General features: G+C 62.5%; 16 protein-coding genes. 8 read left to right on the top strand and 8 right to left on the bottom strand.

What is annotated here, in order from left to right; translation table 11 throughout:
* Positions 1-8: 8 nt before the first annotated feature.
* Both fabD and LC531_RS01305 read right to left on the bottom strand, forming a co-directional pair.
* Complete coding sequence (fabD, locus tag LC531_RS01310) at positions 9-884, bottom strand: ACP S-malonyltransferase (RefSeq protein ID WP_223653828.1); 876 nt, start codon at positions 882-884, stop codon at positions 9-11.
* Positions 885-1069: 185 nt separating this feature from the next.
* A complete protein-coding gene (locus LC531_RS01305) occupies positions 1070-3982 on the bottom strand; it encodes a T9SS type B sorting domain-containing protein (protein WP_223648522.1) in 2913 nt (970 codons plus the stop codon).
* Positions 3983-4266: 284 nt separating this feature from the next.
* Between LC531_RS01305 and LC531_RS01300 the strand changes: the two genes are divergently transcribed.
* The 3 genes from LC531_RS01300 (at position 4267) to LC531_RS01290 (ending at position 7954) form a co-directional block, all read left to right on the top strand.
* The gene (locus LC531_RS01300) at positions 4267-5004 is read left to right on the top strand and encodes a succinate dehydrogenase cytochrome b subunit (RefSeq protein ID WP_223648521.1); all 738 of its coding nucleotides are present in this window, start codon (positions 4267-4269) and stop codon (positions 5002-5004) included.
* A 147-nt stretch (positions 5005-5151) separates the two neighbouring features.
* Complete coding sequence (locus tag LC531_RS01295) at positions 5152-7086, top strand: fumarate reductase/succinate dehydrogenase flavoprotein subunit (RefSeq protein WP_223648520.1); 1935 nt, start codon at positions 5152-5154, stop codon at positions 7084-7086.
* 112 nt (positions 7087-7198) lie between these two features.
* Positions 7199-7954 carry a succinate dehydrogenase/fumarate reductase iron-sulfur subunit gene (locus tag LC531_RS01290; protein ID WP_223648519.1) on the top strand — a complete coding sequence of 252 codons (756 nt, stop codon included), beginning with the start codon at positions 7199-7201 and terminating at the stop codon, positions 7952-7954.
* Positions 7955-8080: 126 nt separating this feature from the next.
* Here the strand turns inward: LC531_RS01290 and LC531_RS01285 are convergent, their stop codons facing one another.
* Positions 8081-9313 (bottom strand): NADP-dependent isocitrate dehydrogenase, encoded by a 1233-nt coding sequence (locus tag LC531_RS01285; protein ID WP_223648518.1) that lies wholly within the window; start codon positions 9311-9313, stop codon positions 8081-8083.
* A 195-nt stretch (positions 9314-9508) separates the two neighbouring features.
* On the bottom strand, positions 9509-10450 hold the full coding sequence (locus LC531_RS01280; RefSeq protein WP_223648517.1) for a cation diffusion facilitator family transporter: 942 nt from the start codon (positions 10448-10450) through the stop codon (positions 9509-9511).
* 92 nt (positions 10451-10542) lie between these two features.
* Between LC531_RS01280 and LC531_RS01275 the strand changes: the two genes are divergently transcribed.
* Positions 10543-11574: a glycosyl hydrolase gene (locus LC531_RS01275; protein ID WP_223648516.1), complete on the top strand. Its 1032-nt coding sequence runs from the start codon at positions 10543-10545 to the stop codon at positions 11572-11574.
* Positions 11575-11599: 25 nt separating this feature from the next.
* Here LC531_RS01275 and LC531_RS01270 read toward each other — a convergent pair whose 3' ends face one another.
* On the bottom strand, positions 11600-14089 hold the full coding sequence (locus tag LC531_RS01270) for a glycoside hydrolase family 31 protein (RefSeq protein ID WP_223648515.1): 2490 nt from the start codon (positions 14087-14089) through the stop codon (positions 11600-11602).
* A 235-nt stretch (positions 14090-14324) separates the two neighbouring features.
* Here LC531_RS01270 and LC531_RS01265 point away from each other — a divergent pair, with 235 nt between their 5' ends.
* From LC531_RS01265 to LC531_RS01255, 3 genes are all read left to right on the top strand, one after another.
* Positions 14325-15587: a glycosyltransferase family 4 protein gene (locus tag LC531_RS01265; RefSeq protein WP_223648514.1), complete on the top strand. Its 1263-nt coding sequence runs from the start codon at positions 14325-14327 to the stop codon at positions 15585-15587.
* An 11-nt stretch (positions 15588-15598) separates the two neighbouring features.
* A complete protein-coding gene (locus tag LC531_RS01260; RefSeq protein ID WP_223648513.1) occupies positions 15599-16072 on the top strand; it encodes a YdeI/OmpD-associated family protein in 474 nt (157 codons plus the stop codon).
* A 209-nt stretch (positions 16073-16281) separates the two neighbouring features.
* Positions 16282-17019, top strand: a complete 738-nt coding sequence (locus LC531_RS01255; RefSeq protein WP_223648512.1) for an SDR family oxidoreductase — start codon at positions 16282-16284, stop codon at positions 17017-17019.
* Between the two features lie 63 nt (positions 17020-17082).
* Here LC531_RS01255 and LC531_RS01250 read toward each other — a convergent pair whose 3' ends face one another.
* The gene (locus tag LC531_RS01250) at positions 17083-19146 is read right to left on the bottom strand and encodes an alpha amylase C-terminal domain-containing protein (protein WP_223648511.1); all 2064 of its coding nucleotides are present in this window, start codon (positions 19144-19146) and stop codon (positions 17083-17085) included.
* A 77-nt stretch (positions 19147-19223) separates the two neighbouring features.
* Between LC531_RS01250 and ggt the strand changes: the two genes are divergently transcribed.
* Positions 19224-20987, top strand: a complete 1764-nt coding sequence (ggt, locus tag LC531_RS01245; RefSeq protein WP_223648510.1) for a gamma-glutamyltransferase — start codon at positions 19224-19226, stop codon at positions 20985-20987.
* Positions 20988-21109: 122 nt separating this feature from the next.
* Here ggt and LC531_RS01240 read toward each other — a convergent pair whose 3' ends face one another.
* The gene (locus tag LC531_RS01240; protein ID WP_223648509.1) at positions 21110-23146 is read right to left on the bottom strand and encodes an RICIN domain-containing protein; all 2037 of its coding nucleotides are present in this window, start codon (positions 23144-23146) and stop codon (positions 21110-21112) included.
* 77 nt (positions 23147-23223) lie between these two features.
* Positions 23224-23877, bottom strand: coding sequence for a hypothetical protein (locus LC531_RS01235; RefSeq protein WP_223648508.1), 654 nt, complete (start codon positions 23875-23877; stop codon positions 23224-23226).
* Positions 23878-23944 lie beyond the last annotated feature (67 nt).

Here is a 23944-nt window from a genome sequence, read left to right as displayed (position 1 = left end):
ACCCCTTTTTATTCCAGAATGGCCGCGGGCTCAATCTTCTTGACCAAGCCCTGCAATACCTTGCCGGGGCCACATTCCACAAAGTGCGTCGCGCCGTCGGCAAACATGGCCCGCACGCTTTGCGTCCAGCGGACGGGAGCCGTGAGCTGAGCCAGCAGGTTGGCTTTGATTTTAGCCGGGTCGCGGTGGGGAGCGGCGTCCACGTTCTGGTACACGGGGCAGCGGGCGGGCCGGAAGGCCGTGCGCTCGATGGCCTCGGCCAGGGCTGCCTGGGCCGACTGCATCAAGGGTGAGTGGAAGGCCCCGCCCACCGGCAGGGGTAGGGCGCGCTTGGCCCCAGCGGCTTTCAGCACCTCGCAGGCTTTGGTGATGCCGGCCACCGTGCCCGAAATGACGAGCTGGCCGGGGCAGTTGTAGTTGGCGGCCACTACCACGTCGCCGCCGGCCGTTACCTGGGCGCAGCCTTGCTCCACGGCCTCATCGGGCAGGCCCAGGATGGCGGCCATCGTGCCGGGCTGCTCCTGGCAGGCGGCCTGCATGGCCTGGGCGCGGCGTGCTACCAGGGGTAGGGCATCGGCGAAAGAAAGCACGCCCGCCGCCACCAGCGCCGAAAACTCGCCCAACGAGTGGCCGGCCACCATCGCGGGCAGCCCACCCGACCGGGCCACGAACTGCGCCACCGAATGCACGAACACGGCGGGCTGAGTAACGTCGGTGCGGCGCAAATCTTCTTCGCTACCCTCGAACATTAACTTAGTGAGGTCAAACCTCAGCAGGTCGTTGGCCTGATTGAGCAGGGCGCGGGCGGCTTCGCTCTGCGCGTATAGCTCGCGGGCCATGCCCGGAAACTGCGAGCCCTGGCCGGGAAAGAGTACGGCCGTCAGGCCAGCGTTGGAAGGAGTCAAAATCGTTCTGTGTTAGTGGTTCCTTGTTTCTCGTTGTCTCTCAGACGAGAAATCAGAAACCAGGAACCCGTTATCCGGGCAAAATAAAGACAAAAAAGCCGCCCCGATGAGGAGCGGCTTTTTAAAAGACAAACTGAAAACAATAGGCGGAAGCCTACCCTACTTTACCTGACAACCTCTACCCAGCCCTTGTAGGTGCGCTTGGTTTTGGCGGCATCGGCAAACTGCACTTCGGCCAGGTAGTAGTAAACGCCGTTGGAAACCAGGCCGCTACTGGTGCTTTCGCCGGCCACGCCGCCACCCGTCCAGTTGATGTAGGGGTCGGCGCTGCTCTCGTACACCTTTACGCCCCAGCGGTTGAAAATCTGGATGTGCGTCGTGGTAATCGGGCTGCTCGTTTTGGGGCGGAACACCTCATTCACCCCATCGCCGTTGGGCGTAAAGATGTTGGGGAGCAGGAAGAACACGCAGTCGTTCTGGCACGCGATGTTGCTGAGGCCGCTGCGCTGGCCGCTAGCTGCCACGGCCTGCACCTGGTAGCAGCTGGTAGGCTGGGGCAAGTTGCGGTCGCTGTACGTGAGCTGGGTCGTAGAGTCAATCAGCACGAAGGGCCCCGCCTGGGTGGTCCCGCGGAACAAGCGGTAATACACCGCGTTGGTGGCGCAGCCGGCGGGCGTGTTGCCCACGGTCCAGCGCAGGTTATTCTGGTATAGCTGGCCGGGGGCGGGGTAGGACGGCAGATTGGCCAGGCTGTCGCAGTTGAGCGGCTGCACGCTCAGCACCGGCGTGCAGGGCACTTCTTGCAGCGTGGTGCACACTTGCTGACTGTTGTTCAGCAGGTTGAGCAGGTATGGGACGCCTGCATACTGCCCGGTCGTCTGCACGTAGTAGCAGTACTGCTGGCCGGCTACTACGGCGCGGTCCACGTAGGTACCGCTGGTAGCGCTCGGCGTTACGGTCGCAATCTGGTTGAAGGTGCCGGTGGGCGTATCCTGGCGGTAGATGCGCGAGGGCTGCTGGCTGTTATCCCAGGGCACGGTGTAGGCCCAGTTCACGGTGATGGTCTTGGCAATGCCGTCGGGCACGAGGCTGGCGCGCACGCTGGTGGCGGTCGGCGAGGTTTCGCTCTTCTCCACCGCCGTGCCGGTGCTGCGGTCGGTGTTGAAGAAGGCCAGCGTGTAGGTATACTGGCTGGCCGTGGTATTCAGGCCCCGGTCCACGTAGGTGGTATCGGTGAGGTTGGTCAGCGTGGCCACCAGGGCGGGCGCGCCGGCTCCAATGCTGCGGCTGAGGCGGTAGCCATAGGGCGCGCCAAACGTGCCGGCGTTGTCGGCGCGCGGCTGGGTCCACTTCACCGTAATCTGGCCGGTGGTGGCGTCGGTCGTGTTCACGTCCACATTGGTGAGCACTGCCGAGCGCCCGCTAAAGGTCAGGCACGCCTCGTTCGAGACGATGCTGGCCCCGCCCGAAGGCAGCGGAAACATCGCGTACACGCGGTAGCTGTAAGCTTTGCCCCGCGTCAGGCCCTTGCCCGCGTTATCGTCGGTGAAGGTGGTAGCCGTGGGCGGCACCGAGCCCACCTGCACGTAGCCCGAGCCGGCGGGTAAGCCCGTATCACAGGGGCCGGGCGTGTAGTTGTAGCAGCCCTCGCGCCGGAAAATCAGCAGGTTTTTGGCATTCTGGCAGCTGTAGCGGTCCCAGGTCACGAGGCTCACGAGGCCCGCTGAGCTGCTGGCGGCCACGGCGCGCACGTTTTGCGGCGGCGGCCCTACCACCGTAATGCGCACCGTTTTCTCATCAATGAGAATCGGCGTTGTCACGTTGGGGTTGGGCGGACTATCCTGCGCCTTAAACACCACCAAATAGGGCTGGTTCGACACCCGGCTGCAATCGGGCGTCCAGGTAAAGGTGCCGGTCGAAGTGGTGCTTGTCGTGTTCTTCACGAAGGCGGCCGGGTTGGAAGCCGTGGGTGGCAGTACGCCGCTGTAGGCAAACAGCGTGATGGGGGTAGGGGCCGCCGCGCCAGGGGCCGAGCCGTCGGTAGCCGAGATGCGCAGCGTCACGGGTTGGTTGGCCACCACGCACACGTCGGGCGGCGCCGTGAGCATGGGCGGCAGATTATCGGTGGGCGACACGATAATCTGCATGTCGCGGATAACTGAGCCAATCTGCCGGAAGCCATTGGCCGTGCGCCGCCACTCCTCCACTGTGAAGGCAATATTGTAGATGCCCGCCCGCGCCGGGGCGTTCCAGGTAATCTGGCCAGTATGCACGTCCTGCACCAGAATGGCATTCTTGGTGGGGTCGCCGGCCGGTACGCCGGTATAAGGCACCTGCTTGGCACCGGGTGCGAGCGCTTGATTATCAGGATACGTGTAGTTACTACAGTCTACCGGAACGGCTACGTTCTTATTGCTCTTAGCAGCGGGTGCGCCACCTAATACTTGTTGGCAGGTGCGTAGCTTGAAGGATAGCGAGTCGCCATCAGCATCATACGCCGCGGGGTTATGCAAAAACACCTGCTCTGTAGCGGCCTTATCCAATGCCGGAGCCAAAAGCACGGGCGAATGGTTTAGTCCATACGCCGAATTAATGGTTACATCTGATTGGACATAGAAAGACGTGTTAACCGAATTGGCCATATTCACAATGTTTGCATTGCGGTTTTCGCCAATAAAGCTTACATGGTATAAACCTGCTCCTGAAAAAAAGTGGTCAAACTCAAAGAGATATACGTCGGTGTCAACTGTCGAACGCGCAACGTCCGTCCTGCGGGTCATCAAGGGCTGGCCGGAAGCATCTTTATCCCCACCGTTTAGCGTCGTACCATCACCAAAAAATATGTTTGTATCTGCAAGTGTTTGGTCGATACCGTTCTTATCCCGGTAAATCGTCAGCCTGAAAAGGATATGATTCGGGTTACCCGTGATACTGTCCACCTTGGATTGAATATCGCCGGCGCGGATGTGCGTGGCCTGGGCTACCTCGGGTCGCAACCAGCCCAGCCCGACCAGCAACAGGGCCAGCAGCCAAGTGGCGCGCCGGCTATTCTTGGCAAAAGATAAAAAAAAGCGCATAATCTACCAGCGTTGAAAATTGATTTTGCTACCCCCTGCCCAAAGCTCCCCAAATAGCCTGTCGTATCACCCAACTTTTTTCGGACCCCTTTGGTTGAGGAAGGTACGTAGCAAATCGGCTAACGGCGTTTTTGCTGGATTGATTCACGGGGTAGGCCAAGGGATTTTAGGCTTGGTTTTAATCCTTCTAAATAGCACTCATTCACTTGCCCGGCTTGGGGCAGAGCCGGTAGCGGCCCTACCTTTGGGCAGCACAAACGGTCACTTTTTCGACTGAAAACTTTATGAATTGGTTTACAAAAACCTTCACCAGCAGCATCGGGCGCAAGATTGTTATGTCGCTCACCGGGCTGTTTCTCTGCACGTTCCTGGTGGTGCACCTCATCGGCAACTTCCAGCTCTTCAAGAATGACGACGGGGTAGCGTTTAATGTGTACTCCCATTTTATGGGGCACAACCCGGTTATCCGCACCATCGAGTGGGGCTTGGTGCTAGGCTTCGGCTTCCACATCTACGAAGCCGTGATGCTGTCCTTGCGCAACAAGAGCGCCCGCGCCCACGGCTACGTGCAGTGGCAGGCCAAGCAAAATTCGGAGTGGACCTCGCGCAACATGGGCATTCTGGGCTCCATCATCCTGGTATTTTTGATTGTGCATCTGTACAATTTCTTCTGGCGCGCCCGCTTCGGCACCCTCGACCCGGACATCAACCGCAACGATGATTTGTACAAGCTCGTGGTGTCGTCGTTTCACCAGTGGTGGTACGTTATTCTCTACGTGGCAGCGCAGGCCAGCCTGGGCTACCACCTCTGGCACGGCTTCCGCTCGGGCTTCCAAACGCTGGGCCTGAACCACCGCAAGTATATGCCATTAATTAAAAACTTTGGCTATGCGTTCGCTGTCCTTGTGTCAGCCGGTTTTGCTTCGATGCCGCTCTACTTTCTCTTCTTTACCAACGAGAAAGGTGCGCTCATTACCAGTGCGCCGGCCATCCTGCACCACCTGACTGTAGCCTTTCAGTAATCGACTGCTTTTGATGTGCTACTTGCTTGCGGCGCTGACCAGCAGCGGGAAAAATCATTCCGGTAACTGTTTCAACGTCAGAAATCCTTTTCGCTTCAGCGCATCGCCATTCAAGTAGCACCTCAACTAATTAGCCCAGCAACAACTATGGTTTTGAATTCCAAAGCGCCCGAAGGCCCCCTGGCTGAGAAATGGGACAAGCATAAGTTCAACGTCAAGCTCGTGAACCCCGCCAACAAGCGGAAATACGACGTGATTGTGGTGGGCACCGGGCTGGCGGGCGCGGCGGCGGCGGCCTCGCTGGCTGAGTTGGGCTACAATGTGAAAGCCTTTACTTACCACGACTCGCCGCGCCGGGCGCACTCCATCGCGGCGCAGGGCGGCATCAACGCGGCTAAGAACTATCAGAACGACGGCGACTCGGTGTTCCGGCTGTTCTACGATACTATTAAGGGGGGCGACTACCGCTCGCGCGAAGCCAATGTGTACCGCCTGGCCCAGGTGTCGGTCAGCATTATCGACCAGTGCGTGGCCCAGGGCGTGCCTTTCGCCCGTGAATACGGCGGGCTGTTGGCCAACCGTTCCTTCGGGGGCGCGCAGGTAAGCCGCACGTTCTACGCCCGCGGCCAGACCGGGCAGCAGTTGCTGTTAGGAGCCTACTCAGCTTTGAGCCGCCAGATTGCCTACGGCAAAGTGAAGATGTACACCCGCTCGGAATTGCTCGACGTGGTGGTAGTAGATGGCCAGGCTCGCGGCATCGTGACGCGCAACCTCATCACGGGCGAAGTGCAGACCCACGCGGGTCACGCTGTGGTGCTGGCTACCGGCGGCTACGGTAACGTGTTTTACCTGAGTACTAACGCGATGTACTGCAACGCCACGGCGGCGTGGCGCGCCCACAAGAAGGGCGCATACTTCGCTAATCCGTGCTTCACCCAGATTCACCCTACCTGCATCCCGGTATCGGGTGACTACCAGTCGAAGCTGACGCTGATGTCGGAGTCGCTGCGCAACGACGGCCGGGTGTGGGTGCCCAAAACCAAGGAAATGGCCGAGCGCGTGCGCAAGGACGAAGTCAAGCCCCAGGACGTGCAGGAAGATGACCGCGACTATTTCTTGGAGCGCAAGTACCCGGCGTTTGGCAACCTCGTGCCGCGCGACGTAGCCTCGCGCAATGCCAAGCAGATGTGCGACGAAGGGAAGGGGGTAGGCTCGACGGGCCTGGCCGTATACCTCGACTTCGCCGATGTAATCAAGCGCACCAGCGCCGAGGCGGTGAGTCAGAAATATGGTAACCTCTTCGAGATGTACGAGAAGATTACCGACGAGAACCCCTACGAGCGGCCCATGCGCATTTACCCCGCCGTGCACTACACAATGGGCGGCCTGTGGGTAGACTACAATCTACAAACCACCATTCCGGGCCTCTATGCGGCCGGCGAGTGCAATTTCTCAGACCACGGCGCGAACCGCCTGGGTGCTTCGGCGCTCATGCAGGGCTTGGCTGATGGCTACTTCGTTATCCCATACACCATTGGTGACCAACTGGCTGCTACCCCCCCCAAGCCGGTTACCACCGACCACCCGGCCTTCGCCGAGGCCAAGGCGGGCGTGCAGGCCCGCGTGGAGCAGCTGCTCAGCATCAAGGGCAACCGCACGCCGGATGAGTTTCACAAAAAACTCGGCCACCTTATGTGGGAATATTGCGGCATGGCCCGCAACGCCGAGGGCCTGCGCTACGCTAAGGCCGAAATTGCCAAGCTGCGCAAGGAGTTCTGGCAGGATGTGAAGGTGGTGGGCACCGGCGAGGAAATGAACCAGGCGCTGGAAAAAGCCAGCCGCGTGGCCGATTTCATCGAGCTAGGCGAGCTCATGGTAGACGATGCCCTGGACCGCAACGAAAGCTGCGGCGGCCACTTCCGCGAGGAATACGCTACGGAGGAAGGCGAGGCCCTGCGCCGCGACGACGAGTACGCCTACGTGGCAGCTTGGGAATATATGGGCGAAAACCAGCCCGAGCGCCTCAACAAGGAAGAACTGGTGTTTGAGAACGTGAAGCTCACCCAGCGCAGCTATAAATAATTTAACTGAGAATTACGAATTGGCTTTGGTAATCCGCTTGTCAACTCACAATTTTTAATTCATAGTTTTTGACTCAAAGAAAATGGCCGGAAGTAACCCCAATGCTAAACCCATGAACCTCAAGCTTCGCGTGTGGCGCCAGCCTAATCGCCAAACGGAGGGCCGGGTAGTGGACTACGACGTGAAAGGCATTTCGCCCGATATGTCGTTTCTGGAAATGCTCGATGTGCTCAACGAGGACCTGCTGCACCAGGGGCAGGACCCGGTGGCCTTCGACCACGACTGCCGCGAGGGCATCTGCGGCTCGTGCGCTCTGTTCATCAACGGCCGCTCGCACGGCCCCGAAAAGGGCACCACGACCTGCCAGCTGCACATGCGCAAGTTTTCGGACGGCGACACGATTACCGTGGAACCTTGGCGCGCCAACGCTTTCCCGGTCAATAAGGACCTGAGCGTGGACCGCTCGGCGTTCGACCGCATTATTCAGGCGGGTGGCTATGTGAGCGTGAATACCGGCGGCGCGCCCGACGGCAACGAGATTCCAATTCCGAAGGATATTGCTGACCGCGCCTTTGAGGCGGCCACCTGCATTGGCTGCGGCGCGTGCGTGGCGGCCTGCAAAAACGCTTCGGCCATGTTGTTCGTCTCGGCCAAGGTGTCGCAGCTTTCGCTGTTGCCCCAGGGCCAGGTAGAGGCGCAAACCCGCGTCGAGAATATGGTAGCCCAAATGGATATCGAAGGCTTCGGGGCCTGCTCCAACATCGGCTCGTGCGCGGCCGAGTGCCCGGTGGGCATTTCGCTGGAAAATATCGCGATTTTGAATCGCGAGTACCTGACTGCTAAAGCGACCTCGAATAGTCTGGCGTAGTTGTAAGCAACATAATCAAAAAAACTCCGGGCCTAGGCCCGGAGTTTTTTTTGTATCCCTATCCAAACGCCAAACGGCCCCGGCAATACTAATTACCGAGGCCGTTTTTTGGCAGACGAGGTGGGCCTACTTACTCAGCTTCTTTTTCAGATTCTCGTTCAGCGCTTCCAGGAATTCCTCGGTGTAGAGGTAGTCGCGGCCGTGCTGCACCTTGTTGCCGTGGATGCACACGGCGAGGTCCTTGGTCATTTTACCGCTTTCCACGGTTTCGACGCATACGGCTTCGAGGGCGTGGCAGAAGTCGATTAGCTCCTGGTTGTTGTCGAGTTTGCCGCGGAATTCCAGGCCGCGCGTCCAGGCGAAGATGCTGGCGATGGGATTGGTGCTGGTGGGCTTGCCGTTCTGGTGGTCGCGGTAGTGGCGCGTCACGGTGCCGTGGGCGGCTTCGGACTCCATCACGGTGCCATCGGGCGTCACCAGTACCGAGGTCATCAGGCCCAGCGAGCCGAAGCCCTGGGCCACGGTGTCGCTCTGCACATCGCCGTCGTAGTTTTTGCAGGCCCACACGAAGTTACCGTGCCATTTCAGGGCCGAGGCCACCATGTCGTCAATCAGCCGGTGCTCATATGTGATGCCGGCGGCCTGGAACTTCGCCGTGTAGTCCTGCTCGTAAATCTCCTGAAAAATATCCTTAAAGCGGCCATCATACTTCTTCAGGATGGTGTTTTTGGTGCTCAGGTACAGCGGCCAGCCTTTGCTCAGGGCCTGGTTGAAGCAGGCGTGCGCGAAGCCGCGAATACTTTCGTCGGTGTTGTACATGGCCAGCGCTACGCCGTCGCTTTTGAAATTGAATACCTCAAACGACTGCACCTCGCCGCCGTCTTCGGGCGTGAAGGTGACGGTGAGCTTGCCCTTGCCTTTGGTCAGGAAGTCGGTGGCGCGGTATTGGTCACCGAAGGCGTGGCGGCCGATGCAGATGGGCGCGGTCCAGTTGGGCACCAGGCGCGGCACGTTGCTCATCACGATGGGCTCGCGGAACACCGTGCCATCTAGGATATTGCGAATAGTACCGTTGGGCGACTTCCACATCTGCTTCAGACCAAATTCCTGCACGCGCTCCTCGTCGGGGGTGATGGTGGCGCACTTGATACCCACGCCGTACTCCCGGATGGCGTGGGCCGAATCGATAGTTACCTGGTCGTTGGTGGCATCGCGGTGCTCGATACCCAAGTCGTAGTACTTGATGTCGAGGTTGAGGTAGGGCGTGATGAGCTTATCCTTGATAAACTTCCAGATGATGCGCGTCATTTCGTCGCCATCCAGCTCGACTACGGGGTTTGCAACCTTAATTTTGGTCATGTTGGGGGTGGGCTTATGAGAGTTACTACTTGGCCCCACGCGGGGCGCGGCCATTGCCGGGGTCAATATTAAGCACGGCTTTCCGTCTGGCAGTACCTGCGACCAAGGCGTGAAGACACAACTAACTAACCAGAACGTCATGCAGACCGCAGGGAAGCATGACGTTCTGGTTGGCGATAGCCGACAATTGCCAGCCTACCCCCCCGGCGCGGCCGAGCCATCAGCCTCACCCAGCGCCGTGGGCTGAATGAAAACGTGCCGCACGTCGGGATAGGCTGCCTGGATGGCCGCCCGCAGCCGCGCCACCACCTGGGTAAGCTGCACGGCCGGTAGGTCGGGCGCGAACTCGACGGGTAGCACCAGTAGAATTTCGTGGGGGCTGAGGTAGGATGTGAGCGGCGGGGCCGCGCGCATAATCGCGGCCTCGGCGCGGGCCAGGACGGCTACCTGGTGCAGCAGCACGGTCTCGGCGGGTTCACCCAGCAGCAGGCTCTTGGTTTCGCGCAGCAGCAGCACGGCCACCACCAGTAGCAGCAGGCCAATGAGCAGCGAGGCTACCCCATCCAGCTCGGGCATTTGCAGCCAATGACTGAGAAAAACGCCCAAAAAGGCGATGAGCAGCCCCAGCAAATCGGAGGCATCCTCGAAGAGCACGACGAAAACCGATGGGTCTTTGCTAGCCCGAAACGCGGCCCAGAAGGACTGCCGGCCGCGCTGCTTATTAAACGTGCGGCGCGCTACCAGAAACGACAGGCCGTCGAAGATGAAGGCCAGGCTCAGCACCACGTAGTTCCAGGTGGGGCTGCCGAGCGGCTCGGGGTGCCGCAGGTGCTCGATGCCCTCGTAGATGGACAGCCCACCGCCCACGCTGAAGATGAACACCGACACCATAAACGACCAGAAATACAGCTCTTTACCATAGCCAAAAGGCCGCCGCGCATCGGCCGGCTGCTGGCTGCGGCGCAGGCCCAGCAGCAACAGCCACTCGTTGGCCGTGTCCACGAGCGAATGGATGCCTTCCGAGAGCATCGCCGACGAGCCCGTGACCCACGCCGCCCCAAACTTGATGGCCGCGATACCCAGGTTGGCGGCCAGCGCAGCCACAATAGCGGTTTTGGATTCGGACTGGTCGGGCACGAGGGGGGTAGGGCTAGAAAAAGTTAGTGCTGCTACTACGCTTGGGCCGCCCCGGCGGGCTACTATTGCACTAAATTCTTCCTTCTCAGCCGATGCGTCCTCTCTGTTTCCTTTTCCTGTGCCTGCTGGGCCTGAGCGCACCACTCGCGCTCGTGGCCGGGCCGCCCAAGCCGCGCCCCATCAACCCGCACGCCACGCCCGAGGCGCGCCGGCTGCTCGCGTATCTGTACGGCCTGCGGGGCAAGCACACCTTATCGGGGATGCACAACGTGCTGGGGCTAATGTCGGCAACTACCGATTCGGTGCAGCGCCTCACGGGCGAGTACCCGGCCATCTGGGGCGGCGACTTCGGCTTCGCCGACTCGACCCACGACATCGATAACATCAAGTATCGGCCGCTCTTGGTGGCTGAAATCAAGAAGCAGCACCAGCGCGGGGCCATTATCGTGCTCAGCTATCACCAGGCCAACCCGGCGCTGGGCGAGCCTACCCCCTTTGAGGGCGGCATCCTCAGCAAGCTCACCGATGCCCAGTGGCAGGAGCTGCTAACGCCGGGCACGCCCCTTTACCAGAAGTGGGCCGCCCAGATGGACCTGCTGGCCGGCTACCTGCAGCAGCTGCAAGCCGCCAGGATTCCCATCATTTTCCGGCCCTACCACGAAATGAACGGTGGCTGGTTCTGGTGGGGCGGCCGGCCGGGGCCGCAGGGCGCGGCTGCGCTCTGGAACCAGCTCTATAAATACTACACCCAGCACCACCACCTCAATAACATCCTCTGGGCCTGGACGCCCGACAAGCCCACGCCGGGCGTCGAGACGTTTTTTCCCGGCCGCGACAAAGTGGATTTGCTGGGCACGGACATCTACCCGCGCAAAGACAGCGCCGCCGCGGTGTATCCGCAGCGCTGGTACGCGGCCATGCAGCAGCTGGCCGGCGGCAAGCCACTGGGCTTATCCGAGCAAAGCGTGCTCCCTACCCCCGCCCAACTGGCGCAACAGCCCTACGTCTGGTTTATGTCGTGGGGCAAGATGCTGTTTAACGCTAATAGCGCGGCGGAAATCAAGCGCGTGTATGCCGACCCGCGGGTGCTGAATGCGGGGGACGTGACGAAGGGGCTCAAATGAGCGGGCCGGGAGGTGAAGTGCCCGCCTACGTAGCCTGCACCTCACCTACCGCCATAGCCAATTCAACTCTAACCTCTCCAAACCCTACCCCCACCACGGCGGCTAGCGCGGCCCCAGTAGTTTCGGTGGCCGGATACTCACCCAACTCAACCGACTGGCCATCAGCCATTAGACTTTGAATAGCGCTAGGCATCCCGTGCAGTACCACACGGTAGGTGGCGTAGCTGGGCTGGTAGTCGCCTTCGCTGGTCTGCGTTAGCAAGAGCGAGGTTTCGTCGCCCGTCACAGTGAAGCGGCGGGTGGTTTGCTGGCCTTCCTGGTAGCCGTAGCCCTCGCCGCCGTCGTCGTAGAGGACGCTCTCGGCGGTGCCGTTTTTGTAGTATACGTGCAGGGTGAGCTGCTCCACCACTTTTTCGCCCACGTACTGCATAATGGGCTGCATCGGCACCACGGCCCCGGCCCGCACGAAGAGCGGAATGCGGGTGAGGTCGGCCGAGGCCCAGGTTTCGGCCCCGCCGGCGCGGCGCTCGTCGGTCCAGTAGTAGTACCAGTCGCCGCGGGGCAAATACATCCAGCGGCCATCCACGCCGGGCTGGGTGATGGGGCAGATGAGCAGGTTGTCGCCGAGGGCAAATTCGGCCATGCGCAGGTAGGTTTCGGGGTCGTTCTGGTCCAGGAAGGTGAGCGGGCGCAGCATAGGCGTGCCGTGGGTGCTATACTGCCAGAAGGCGGTGTACACGTAGGGCAGCAGCTGGTAGCGCAGCTCGATAAAGTGCCGCGCCAGGCTCGTGTACGGCTCCCCGAAGCTCCAGGGCTCCTGGTCGCCGTGGTCGCCGGAGCTGTGCACCCGGAAGAACGGGTGGAAGGCCCCCAGTGCCATCCAGCGGGCAAACAGCTCCCCGTCGGGCTTGTCGATGAAGCCGCCGATGTCGGAACCGATGAAGCTGAAGCCGCTGATGCTCAGGCGCTGACACTGAATATTGGCCAGCCACAGGTGCTCCCAGCTGGCAATGTTGTCGCCGGTCCAGCCCGAGGAGTAGCGCTGGCCGCCCGCGTAGGTGCTGCGCGTGATGGTAAAGGGCCGGTTGGGGTAGCTAAAGCGCGCCACGCCCGCGTTGGTGGCGCGGGCCATCTGCATGCCGTAGATATTGTGCGCCTTGCGGTGCGAAGTTGGCTGGCCCTCGTAGCCGAAGCGCACATCGTCGGGGAAGGTGCCGCGCTCAAACACGGCGGGCTCGTTCATGTCGTTCCACACGCCCCGCACGCCCACGTCCTTTATCAAGCCCTCAAACAAGCCCGCCCACCACTCGCGCACCTCCGGCCGGGTGTAGTCGGGGAAGTGGCACAGGCCCGGCCATACCGAGCCGCGCATGAGCGGCCCATCGGCGCGGCGGCAGAAATAATCGTTTTCCAGCCCTTCCTGATACACCGGGTAGGCGGGGTCAATCTTGATGCCGGGGTCGATGATAACCACCGTTTTAAACCCATCTTCGGCCAGCTCCTGCACCAACTTCCTGGGCTCGGGGAAGTGCTGCGGGTGCCAGGTAAAGCAGCGGTAGCCGTCCATGTAGTCAATGTCGAGGTAAATCGCATCGCACGGAATCTGGCGCTCGCGCAGGCCGCGCGTCACCTCGCGCACGTTGCTCTCGGGGAAGTAGCTCCACTTGCACTGCTGGTAGCCCAGCGTCCAGAGGGGGGGTAGGGCGGGCGGGCCGGTCAGGCAGGTATATTCTTCCGTGACTTCGAGCAGGGTAGGGCCGTAGAGAAAGTAGTAATTCATCTCGCCGCCATCGGCCCAAAAGCTGGTAACATCGGCCCGCTCGGCGGCAAAGTCGAAGAAGGCTTTAAACGAATTATCGAAGAAAACCCCGTGCGCCGTGCGCTGGTGCAGCACCTGAAAAAAGGGAATATTCTTGTACAGCGGGTCGGTGCCCTTCACGTAGCCATAGGTATCGGAGCCCCAGTTGAGGAAGCGCTGGCCGCGCAGGTTCATGTTGGCGGGCTTGTCGCCGAGGCCGTAGTAGCACACGCCGCTGGGCACCTGGTGGCTCATTTTCACCACGTCGTTGCCGGTTTCGTCGTCGTGCTGCCAGTGAAAGCCCTTCTCATCGGCGCTCAGGATATTGCCCGAGCGGTCGAGCACCCGCGTACGCAGCGAGTCTTTCCACACAATGCAGATGAGCCGGGCCGTAGTGAGGCGGTAGTGGTCGTCTTTCTCCTTAAATTCCAGAAAACCAGGTGCCGCCGGGCGCAGCGCCTGCTCGGTAGCCAGGTCGGGCAGGGCGTAGCTAAAATCGGGCTCGGCAGGACTGCCGGGCGTGAGGTAGCGAAAGCGCAGCACCTTGTCGGAGAGCGCGTGCAGCAGCAGGCGGGTGCCGTTTTCGGTGGTGAAGGTGAAGAGGTAGTCGTTGGTTTGGGCAGCGTGCCGCACGGGGCCGGGTAGCTGTTCCTGGCCGCTTTGCGCCGCCAGGTCGTTGACCATGTAGTTGTTGTCCTGAACGGAATTGGTAACCATATAAGATAAGGTAGAAGACGCGGCGCGGGGAAGGCTAACGGAGGAGGTAAAAAAATACCGGCCGGGGCCGGTTAGCGTAGCTTTAAGCTCGCAAGTTACGTTTTAAGCATGGGCCCCGGCGCAAACGAAGTGCCGAAAACGTAGGCGCGGTTCCCTGGGTTACGTTTATTTTTTATAGCCTCAACCGTGGGGCAGGCGGTAGTAGCCCCGTACTTCGCAGCGTTAACTTTTGCCGATGTCTTCGCCCACCGCCGCTTCCGCCCTTCCCCTTGCCGTGCTGGTGCTGGCCTGGGACGAAACTACGCCGGCCGTGCGCGCCCTCATCGCAGCCACCCAGGCCTCCGCCCCGGCCCTCGCTTCCATCCTGGTGATGGTACCCAAGGCCGAGCCCTCCGGCACCCTGAGCGCCGAAGAATACCTGCCCCTACCCCCCGCTACGGTGGCAACCGCGCCCGAACTGCCCGCCGCGCTGCCAGCCGCGGCCCCGGAGCCCGTACTGGTCGCGGGCGCGCCGCAGATGCCGCCAGTAGCTGCTGGGATGCACCTCGCGCCTCCCCTACCCCCCCTGCCAGCGGCCACCTTATCCAAGCCCTGGGCGGCGGTGCGCGTGCTGCGCCTCAGCAGCCACCCCCTGCCCGAGCTGGCGCGGCGGGCGGGCCAGCTCCTGCCGGCTCCTGCCTGGGCCGGCCCGCCCGCCGCGCCCGCCGCCCCTTACCAAGGAGCTACCCCCTCGCCCACCCGCAAAGCCGCCACCAGGCTGCCAGCGCTTGGCTCGCCGCTTCCGGTACCCGCCGCGCCAGCTAAGGGCGCCGCCAAGGATGCTTTGCTACCCGTTTACGAGCCCACCGAGCCGCTTGCCCTGGCCCCTGATGCCGAGGCTGACTGGCCAGCCACGACCGTTGCCGATGAGCTGCGGCAGTTTGAGCTGGCCGCAGCCAGCCCGGCGCAGGCCGAGCTCCCTGCCTCGCCCGAGCCGGCGGGCTGGCCCGAGGCGCTGGCGGCCCTGGGCCAGCCGGTGGCCTTATCGGAAGCCGGACTCCCTACCCCCTCGCCCCCGGCCGGCGCACTACGGGCCGCTTCGCTATACGACGCGCCCAATCTGAATTTTCAGGTCATTCAGTACGCCCGATTTGCGGTGCCGGTGGCGCTGGCTGAAGCTCCGTACGCGGTGATTTACGCGCCGGCGTGGCCTACCTGGCTGGCCGCCCAGGAGCTGCGCCAGCGCACCGGCCAGCCGCTGGTGCTGCACGTAGCCACGCTGGCCGCACTCACCGGCGACTCGCTCGAAACGGCTACTGGCTGGGAGGCGGAGCTACAGCGCCAGGCGTTGCGCCGCGCCGACGTTATTCTGACCGAAACTCCCGCCCTGGCCCAGCGCCTGTGCCACGAGCTGAACTTGCCCGGCACCCGCGTGCACACCGTGCCGGCGGCCGACACCCAAGCCATCGCGCTGGCTTTGCAGGCGGCCCGGCCCCGCCCGGTGGCCGAACCGGCGTAATTTTGCGAGCGATGACGGAATTTGAACAGGAATTTGAAGCGACGCTGGAGGCCGACCCGCGCACGGGCGACGTGTTTGTGGTCGTGCCCTTCGCAGTAGCTGGGGTATATGGTACCCAGGAGGAGTTGCCGGTGCAAACGGCCATCGACGGTTTTCCCTACCAGGGCGAGCTACTGCCCCTGGGCGATGGCTACCACGGGCTGACTATTCCGCGGGCGGTGCGCCGCGCCGTGGGCAAAACCGTGGGCGACGTGCTGCGCGTGCAGCTAAGCCACGACCTGAGCGAGCGCGTGGTGACCATGCCCGACGACCTGGCCGCGGCCCTGGCCGAGAATGCCGCCGCGTTGGCTTTCTTCAAAAAGCTCGACCAGCCCGAGCAGCGCGCCTACGTGCGCTACCTCAAAGGAGCCAAAAACCCTGAAGCCCGCGCCAAGCGCCTTACCGAGACGGTGTACCGGCTCAGCGTCGGGCGCAAGCGGGAGTAGCGCCTGACGAGTTCTGGCGTTTTTTTGCCCGCGGAAGACGCGGAGGGTTGCGCGGAAGACGCGGAAGCAGGCGGCGTGGGCGCAGCGCTCAAATCGGGCTTCGCGCCAGGTTCTGCAACGATTACCCGTTACGGTGCGTAGCGAGTGCGGACTTTTGCCCTACCCCCACGCCCGTCGGTGGGCGCTGCCATTTTTTTCTTTCCTGATTTATGAACCTCACCCAGCAAACTATGCTGCTTACCGGCGGCGGCTCGGGCATTGGCCTGGCCCTGGCCGAGCACCTGCACGCGGCCGGCAATACCATCCTTATCTGTGGGCGCGATGCCGCCAAGCTGCAAGCTGCCGCCGAGCGCCTGCCCGGCCTGCGCACGCTGGTCTGCGACGTGGCTCAGGCCGCCGAGCGCCAGCGCCTGTTCGAGTGGGCCACTACCGAGTGCCCCGAGCTGAGCGTGCTGCTCAACAACGCGGGCATTCAGCGGACGGTGAACGTGGTGGAAACCACCGAAAGCTGGGCCGATACGGCCGCCGAAATCGCCATCAACCTGGAGGCTCCCATTCATTTGACGCTGCTGTTTATCGGGTATTGGCACGCGCGGCAGGCGGCGGCCCCGGTTATCATCAACGTGTCGTCGGGGCTGGGCTTCGTGCCGATGGCGCGGGTGCCCGTGTATAGTGCCACGAAGGCGGCGCTACACTCCTTTACGCAGTCGCTGCGTCAGCAGCTGGCCGGCTCCCCGGCCCAGGTTATCGAGATTATTCCGCCAGCCGTGCACACCGAACTGGGCGGCACTGACCACTCGTTTGGCGTGCCGCTGGCCGAATATGCCGCTGACGTGATGCAGCAGCTGGCGGCCGGCCACCCGGAAATCGCCTACGGCTTTTCGGCCAAAGCCAGCCAGGCTTCCCGGTCCGAGCTGGATGCGATGTTTAAGCAGATGAATGGATAATAGCCTAATGGGCAAGGAGTAATGGCACTTGCCATTACTCCTTGCCCATTAGGCTATTATCTCCTACCCCCTCACCAGCACCAGGGCCGTGCGGCTGGGCACGTAGAGGCGCAGGCGCGGCGCTTCGGCCGTGCCACCGCCGCCAAAGGTGTCGTAAATCACCTTCTCGTCGAGCCGGGCAAAACCGCCGAATTCCGGGCGGTCGGTGCTGAGCAGCAGGCGGTAGCGGCCCGTAGCCGGCACCGGAATACTATAGTCGAAGAAGCTGCTGCTCACGTTGAAGCTGAACACGAATACCAGCCCGGCGCGCTCAAAGGTGAGGACGCGGTTCTCGTAATCGAGGTTGAGCAGCGTGGCGGGGCCTTTGGTGAGTAGCTGGCGCTCGCGGGCCAGTTGCAGCATAGCTTGGTCAAAGGTCCCGAGCTGATGGAAGCGCAGGTCAGGGTTGTCGGCCAGGCTCCACTGGCGGCGGGCGTAGTGGTAGCTCCAGTCGTTGCCAGCCCGCGGAAAATCGACCCATTCGGGGTGGCCAAACTCATTGCCCATGAAGGTGAGGTAGGCCTCGCCGCCCGCGCTGAGGGTAATGAGCCGGATGAGCTTGTGCAGCGCCGTGGCGCGGGCCACCTGCGGGTCGCCATCGAGCACCCCCATATTGGTGTAGATGGTCGAGTCGTAGAGCCAGTGGCTGAGGGTTTTATCACCCACCAACGCCTGGTCGTGACTTTCGGCGTAGGCCACGGTTTTTTCGCCTGCCCGGCGGTTGGTGAGCTGGTGCCACAGCTCGCCGAGGTCCCAGTCTTCGTCGCGCTTATGCTTGAGGTTTTTAATCCAGAAATCGGGCAGGCCCATTGCTAAGCGGTAGTCGAACCCTACCCCTCCCTCGGCGATGGGGCGGCACAGGCCGGGCAGGCCACTCATATCTTCGGCAATGAGCAGGGCCGATTTCTTCACCTCGCGCACCAGCGTACTGGCCAGCATTAGGTACAGGATAGCATCGTCGTCGGCATCGGGGCCGAAGTAGCTGTCGTAGCCCCCAAAGGCGTGGCCCTCGCCGTGGTGATGGTAGAGCATCGAGGTCACGCCATCGAACCGAAAGCCATCAAAGTGAAACTCTTCCAGCCAGTAGCGCAGGTTGCTGAGCAGAAATTGTTGCACCTCAGGCCGACCGTAGTCGAACAGCTTGCTGTCCCAGCCGGGGTGATTACCGCGCGCGCCTTTATGGAAATAAAGGTTGCCCGAGCCATCAAAATCGGCCAGGCCCTCGGCCTCGTTCTTCACGGCGTGCGAGTGCACCAGGTCGAGCAGCACCGCGAGGCCGCGCTTGTGAGCCTCATTAATGAGGTATTTCAGGTCATCGGGCGTGCCGAAGCGCGAGCTGGGCGCGAAGAAATTGGCTACGTGGTAGCCAAACGAGCCGTAGTACGGGTGCTCCAAAATGGCCATCAGCTGAATGGTGTTGTAGCCATCAGCCTGAATACGCGGCAGAATGTAGTCGGCAAACTCGCGGTAGGTGCCGACCCTCCCCTGCTCCTGCGCCATGCCCACGTGCGCCTCATAGATGAGCGGCTGGCCCTTGGTGGCGTTGGCGATGCGAAAGGTCTGGTCGGTCCACTTAAACGGGTTTTCGGGCACCCAGACTTGGGCCGAATAGTCCTTGGTCACCTCGTCCTGCACGGCGCGGCGCAGGTAGGCGGGTAGGCGGTCCTTGCTCTGGCCGTGGGCCACCACGTGTAGCTTATAGCGCGTGCCGGCGGCGGGCCGGCGGCCGTTTTCATCGTCCGCAATAAAGCCTTCCCACACGCCCGTCGCCTCGTCTTTTTGTAAATAATCAGCCTCGCGGTTCCAGAAATTGAAGTCGCCAACCAGACTCACGGCCTCCGCGCTGGGCGCCCACTCGCGCACCACGTAGCCACGGCGGCGCGCATCGTAGTGCAGGCCCAGCCGCTGGTGGGCGGTAGCAAACTTGCTCAGCGAACCATACTCTTTGGTAATGGCAGCCAGGCGGTCAGCCAAACGCTGCTGGCGGGCCAGCAGGATGGGTTCGTAGGGCTGGAGCCAGGAATCTTCCTGCGTGAGGGCCAGTGTAGGGGCGGCAACGGCGGCGGTCAGGGTGTCGTCAGTAGGCATGGCGGGCGGGCAAGGTTCAGTAGTGCAAAGTAGGCATAAAGGGCCGACAACCGCGCCCGGCTGCCTACTTTGCGGCCATGCAATCGCTCCTCCGCTTTTCGGCCCTCTCTTTACTACTGGCCGCGCTGGCCGGCCCGGCCCTGGGCCAGACGGCCGCGCCCGCTCGCCGCGCCCGCCCTACCCCCCCCACCCTGGCCGACCAGCTGCCGCCGGCCGCCGCGCCGGTGCTGGTGCGCCACGCGCTGGTGGTATCGGCGCACCCGGTGGCGTCGGGGGTAGGGCGCGACATTATGGAGCAGGGCGGCAACGCCTACGACGCGGCCGTGGCCGTGCAGTTTGCGCTGGCTGTGGTGCTGCCGGTGGCCGGCAACGTGGGCGGCGGCGGCTTCATCGTGTACCGCGACCACGCCGGCCCGGCCGGCACCCTCGACTTCCGCGAAACCGCGCCGGCCGCCGCCAGCCGTGATATGTACCTGGATGCCAGCGGCAACGTGGTACCGGGCCTGAGCACCTACGGCGCGCTTTCGACCGGCACGCCCGGCACCGTGGCCGGCATGGCGGCCCTGCACCAGAAGCTGGGCAAGCTGCCCTGGGCGCGGCTCGTGGCCCCGGCCGTGCGGCTGGCTATGCGGGGGGTAGCCCTCACGGCCAAGGAAGCCGCCGGCCTCAACCGCACGCAGGAGAGCTTTATCAAGTACAACCCCGGCGCGCCCCCGGCCTTCGTGCGCCCTACCCCCTGGCAAACCGGCGACACCCTGAAGCAGCCCGAGCTGGCGGCCGTACTCCAGCGCATTCAGGACCAGGGCCGGGCGGGCTTCTACCAGGGCGCGACCGCCGCGCTGCTGCTGGCTCAGATGCAAAAAAATGGCGGCCTCCTCACCCAAAAAGACCTCGACACTTACCAGCCCAAATGGCGCGACCCGCTGCGCGGCACCTACCGGGGCTACGAGGTCCTCACGATGCCGCCGCCCAGCAGTGGGGGGGTAGCGGTGCTGCAAATCCTGCACATGCTGGAGCCGCATAACCTGGCTAAGCTCGGCTACCACACGCCGGCCGCGGTGGCGCTCATCACGGAGGCCGAGCGCCGCGCTTTTGCCGACCGCGCCACCTACCTCGGCGACCCTGATTTTGGCAAAGTGCCGGTAGCGGCGCTGTTAGCTAAAGACTACAATAAGCAGCGCTTCAGCACCTTACGGGCCGATGGCCGGGCCACGCCCAGCGCCGATATCACGGCCGGGCCCGGCCTACCGCGCTACGAAAGCGACCAGACTACTCACTACGACATCGTGGATGCCCAGGGCAACGCCGTGAGCTGCACCACCACTCTCAACGGCGCTTATGGCAGCAAAGTAGTAGTAGCCGGCGCGGGCTTTCTGCTTAATAATGAGATGGATGACTTCAGCGCGAAAGCCGGCGTGCCCAATATGTACGGCCTGGTGGGCGGCACCGCCAACGCCATTGCGCCCGGCAAGCGGATGCTCAGCAGCATGACGCCCACCATCCTGACCAAAGGCGGCAAGCTGGCGCTCGTCACCGGCTCGCCGGGGGGTAGCACCATCATTACCACCGTGTTGCAGAGCATCCTGGCCGTGGTAGACTACGGGGGTAATGCTGAGCAAACCGCCGCCGCCCCGCGCCTGCATCACCAGTGGCTCCCCGACCAGCTCGACGTGGAAGCCGGGGCCCTCACGCCCGCCGCGGAGAAAACGTTGCAGGAAAAAGGTTTCAACCCCCAGCCGCGCACGGCCTGGGGCCGCCTCGACCTCATCCGCGTGCGGCCCGATGGCCAGTTGGAGGGCGGGGCCGACCCGCGCGGGGATGATAAGGCGGTAGGGTTTTAGGAATTAAAAAAGAACGTCATGCTGCGCTTGTCGAAGTATCTCTACCCCTTCGTTGAGTTACTAACTCTGGCGGCGTGGCAGAGATACTTCGACAAGCGCAGCATGACGTTCTTTTTTGATAATTACTTCGTTATCACCAATTCCACGCGGCGGTTAAGCTTGCGGGTTTCCTCGCGGTCATTGCTGAATTTGGGCTTCCCACCGCCGTAGCCGATGGTGCTGATGCGGCGGGCAGCAACGCCCTTATCCACGAGGTAGCGCTTAATGGCGGCCACGCGGTCCTCACTGAGCTTGACGTTCAGGGCGGGTGGGCCCACGTTATCGGTGTGGCCTTCGAGGCGGATTTCGAGCTGCGGGTTTTCTTTCAGCGACTCGGCCAGCTTATTGAGGGTAGTAAACGACGAGCCCAACAGCTTGGCCTGGGCCTGCACGAAGAGCAAATCGGGCAGGTCGAGGCGGGTACCGGCGGTGGCGGGCGTCAGGCGCGGCTCGTAACGGCGCGATTCGCCGGCTTTCACCGCGAAGGTGTCCACGCGGGTGAGCAGGCCGGCGGTGGTCACCACGCGGTAGCGGCCGGGGGCCAAAGACATTTGGAAGCCCACCTGGTCGGCGCGGGCGGTGCTGCGGAAGTCAATCGGCCCGCCAATCATCAGGGCCTGCACCTCGGCCCCGCCCGCAATGGGCTGGCCGGTGCGCCCGTCCAGCACCCGGCCCGTGACGAGGGCGCGGGGCTGGCTCAGCGGGTCGGCCGCGGCAGCGACGAGGGCGGTCGAGTCCACAACCGGCGGCGGGCCGGGCATCGTGCGAAACAGCTTCTTGGGGTTCGTGTCCTTGTCGCCGGACGAGGAAAAATACGCCGTGCTATCGGCCCCGAGGGCAAAAAAAGCATCGTAGCCCGGCCCGTTGAAGCGCGGGCCCAGGTTCTGGGGCGGGCTCCACTTTATCCAGGAATCATCGAGGCGCTGGCTCACGAAAATATCGGCCGAACCGTAGCCCTGATGGCCGTAGGAGCTGAAATACAGCGTCTTGCCATCAACAGCCAGCCAGGGCGCGAACTCGTAGCCGGGCGAGTTGATGACTTCGCCCAGGCTCTGGGGCGTGGTGTAGCCGCCCGCGCCGTCGGCCCGGCTCAGGTAGAGGTCGTTCGCACCTTCGGAGTCGCCCCGGTCTATCGAGAGCAGCAGAATCTTGGCGTCGGGCGTCATAAAGTACCCCGTAGCCGGACTGATGGTCTGGAAGTTAGCAATGCGCAACGGCGTGGGCCGGCCGTTGCTGCTCAGGGGCAAAAGCGACACGCCCAGGTCGCGCAGCGGCGACACGTCGTAGGTGCCGCGCAGCAGCAGGGTAGGGCCAGCGGGACCGTTCACCACGGCTTGCACCGCGTTGTTCTGGGGCGTGTTGAGGCCGGGGGGGCTACCTGGCCGCACGGGCGCGCCCCAGGTGCGGCCGTGGTCGGCGCTCTCGCTCCGCCAGATGTCGCCGGTTTCGGCCGCGCCTTCGGTATTGCCGACGAAGTTCGTGCGGTTGAAATACAAGCCCCGGCCATCGGGAGTAGGCACGGGCTGTAGCTGGCTGCCGCCCGCCGCATTGAGGGCAGTCAGCGGTTCGGGCGCGGTGAAGTAGGGCGGCCCGGTCGCCAGCCGCAGCTGCAGTTGAAACAGCCGCCACTGCTGCGTGCTGCGGCCGATGCCGCGCGCTGCTACCACGGCCGTACCGTTGAAGCGGTTGTTGGTTTCCACGGTCGCTACCCGGCCATCGAGGCGATTTTCCAACTGAAACGACCCCGGCCGGCCCACCGGCATCAGCCGCCACTGCTGGCCCAGCCCACCCGCAAAGGGCCGCTGCACGAGCGGCGTCGTGGCGTTGGCTTCCGCGTTGGCTGAAACCTCGAGCGTGAGGCACTGGGTACTATTCTTGTTTTCGAGGCGGTAGTATTCGCCACCTTCCCGAATCGGCACGAGGTGCCACTGCTGGCTGGCAGCGTGGGTAAATTCCCACTGCACGGCCGGCGCGCCGCTGGTAGTGGCGGCCCGCGCCACGTCGATGCCGCGCCCGCTGCCCCGGTTAATAATGCCGTATAAAGCGCGGCTATCAGGCTCGATAGTAGCCTGCGCCGCCGCCGAAAATGCCAGTAAACACAGGAAAAGTGCTTTAATCATACGGGCAAAGGTCGGAAAAACCAGGCATTTGAGCCGCCTACCCCCTGAGTGCGGGCAAAGACGGCCCGCTAGGTGCGCTAGCGGCTGGCCGTGCCGCGAATCATGATGGTGCCGGGCGGATAGTTGGTTGGCGGAATTTCAACCAGCAAAATATTCAACTCGGCGGACTCGCCCTTATGCGCTGCGGGCCGCACTTCCAGCTTGGCAATGCAGCTAGTCGCTACCCGCAACGACGCATCGGGTAGAAGCTGTCCATCCACCGCGAACCGCACCGGGCCGTGCAGGTGCGCTTGGTGTTTCAAACTGGCTAGTGACCGGGAAGGCACCCGCATGCTTTTTTTTAGAAAAATCTCTATCATGCCGTTGTTCGGGGTAGTGCGCCAGTTAGCCGGCATTTTATCATCCTTATAAACGATGATATTCGCTATGTCCCGTGGGTAAATATTAAGCAGCGCACCGTTGATGACAATTTTTGAATTGATTAAAAATAACGGCCACGGAATACGGGGCTGTGACTGCGCTGCTGCTGAAAAATTCGCCGCCTGAGTTGCCGCGGTGCGTCTTGGCTCAATCAACACCCCTAGGCCCGTGACCTTAATGGGCACAACTGCCGGTGCATCAATGGGTGCGAGCGGAGCTACCGGCGCGCGTTGCGCCCGGCCTTGCCGCACCAATAGGCTAGCGGCTGCAATCAGCGCGATGGTGAAGCAAGACAGCTGCATAGCGAACAAAAATAGTGAATTGCCTGATTAACGAACTGCCTACTCGAAAGTTATTAAGGCTTCGGCCGCCGCGCAA

The sequence above is a fragment of the Hymenobacter psoromatis genome (genome assembly GCF_020012125.1).
Taxonomy (GTDB): domain Bacteria; phylum Bacteroidota; class Bacteroidia; order Cytophagales; family Hymenobacteraceae; genus Hymenobacter; species Hymenobacter psoromatis.
The sequence above is the reverse complement of the archived record's forward strand: the minus strand, read 5'-3'. Positions and strand labels throughout refer to the sequence as shown.

What these genes read in the sequence shown, in the direction of transcription:
- LC531_RS01290 (WP_223648519.1), top strand. Translation starts at nt 7,199, where the DNA reads ATGAACCTCAAGCTTCGCGTGTGGCGCCAGCCTAATCGCCAAACGGAG.
- LC531_RS01300 (WP_223648521.1), top strand. Translation starts at nt 4,267, where the DNA reads ATGAATTGGTTTACAAAAACCTTCACCAGCAGCATCGGGCGCAAGATT.
- LC531_RS01260 (WP_223648513.1), top strand. Translation starts at nt 15,599, where the DNA reads ATGACGGAATTTGAACAGGAATTTGAAGCGACGCTGGAGGCCGACCCG.
- LC531_RS01255 (WP_223648512.1), top strand. Translation starts at nt 16,282, where the DNA reads ATGAACCTCACCCAGCAAACTATGCTGCTTACCGGCGGCGGCTCGGGC.
- LC531_RS01275 (WP_223648516.1), top strand. Translation starts at nt 10,543, where the DNA reads ATGCGTCCTCTCTGTTTCCTTTTCCTGTGCCTGCTGGGCCTGAGCGCA.
- LC531_RS01270 (WP_223648515.1), bottom strand. Translation starts at nt 14,089, where the DNA reads ATGGTTACCAATTCCGTTCAGGACAACAACTACATGGTCAACGACCTG.
- LC531_RS01285 (WP_223648518.1), bottom strand. Translation starts at nt 9,313, where the DNA reads ATGACCAAAATTAAGGTTGCAAACCCCGTAGTCGAGCTGGATGGCGAC.
- ggt (WP_223648510.1), top strand. Translation starts at nt 19,224, where the DNA reads ATGCAATCGCTCCTCCGCTTTTCGGCCCTCTCTTTACTACTGGCCGCG.
- LC531_RS01305 (WP_223648522.1), bottom strand. Translation starts at nt 3,982, where the DNA reads ATGCGCTTTTTTTTATCTTTTGCCAAGAATAGCCGGCGCGCCACTTGG.
- LC531_RS01265 (WP_223648514.1), top strand. Translation starts at nt 14,325, where the DNA reads ATGTCTTCGCCCACCGCCGCTTCCGCCCTTCCCCTTGCCGTGCTGGTG.
- LC531_RS01250 (WP_223648511.1), bottom strand. Translation starts at nt 19,146, where the DNA reads ATGCCTACTGACGACACCCTGACCGCCGCCGTTGCCGCCCCTACACTG.
- LC531_RS01295 (WP_223648520.1), top strand. Translation starts at nt 5,152, where the DNA reads ATGGTTTTGAATTCCAAAGCGCCCGAAGGCCCCCTGGCTGAGAAATGG.
- LC531_RS01240 (WP_223648509.1), bottom strand. Translation starts at nt 23,146, where the DNA reads ATGATTAAAGCACTTTTCCTGTGTTTACTGGCATTTTCGGCGGCGGCG.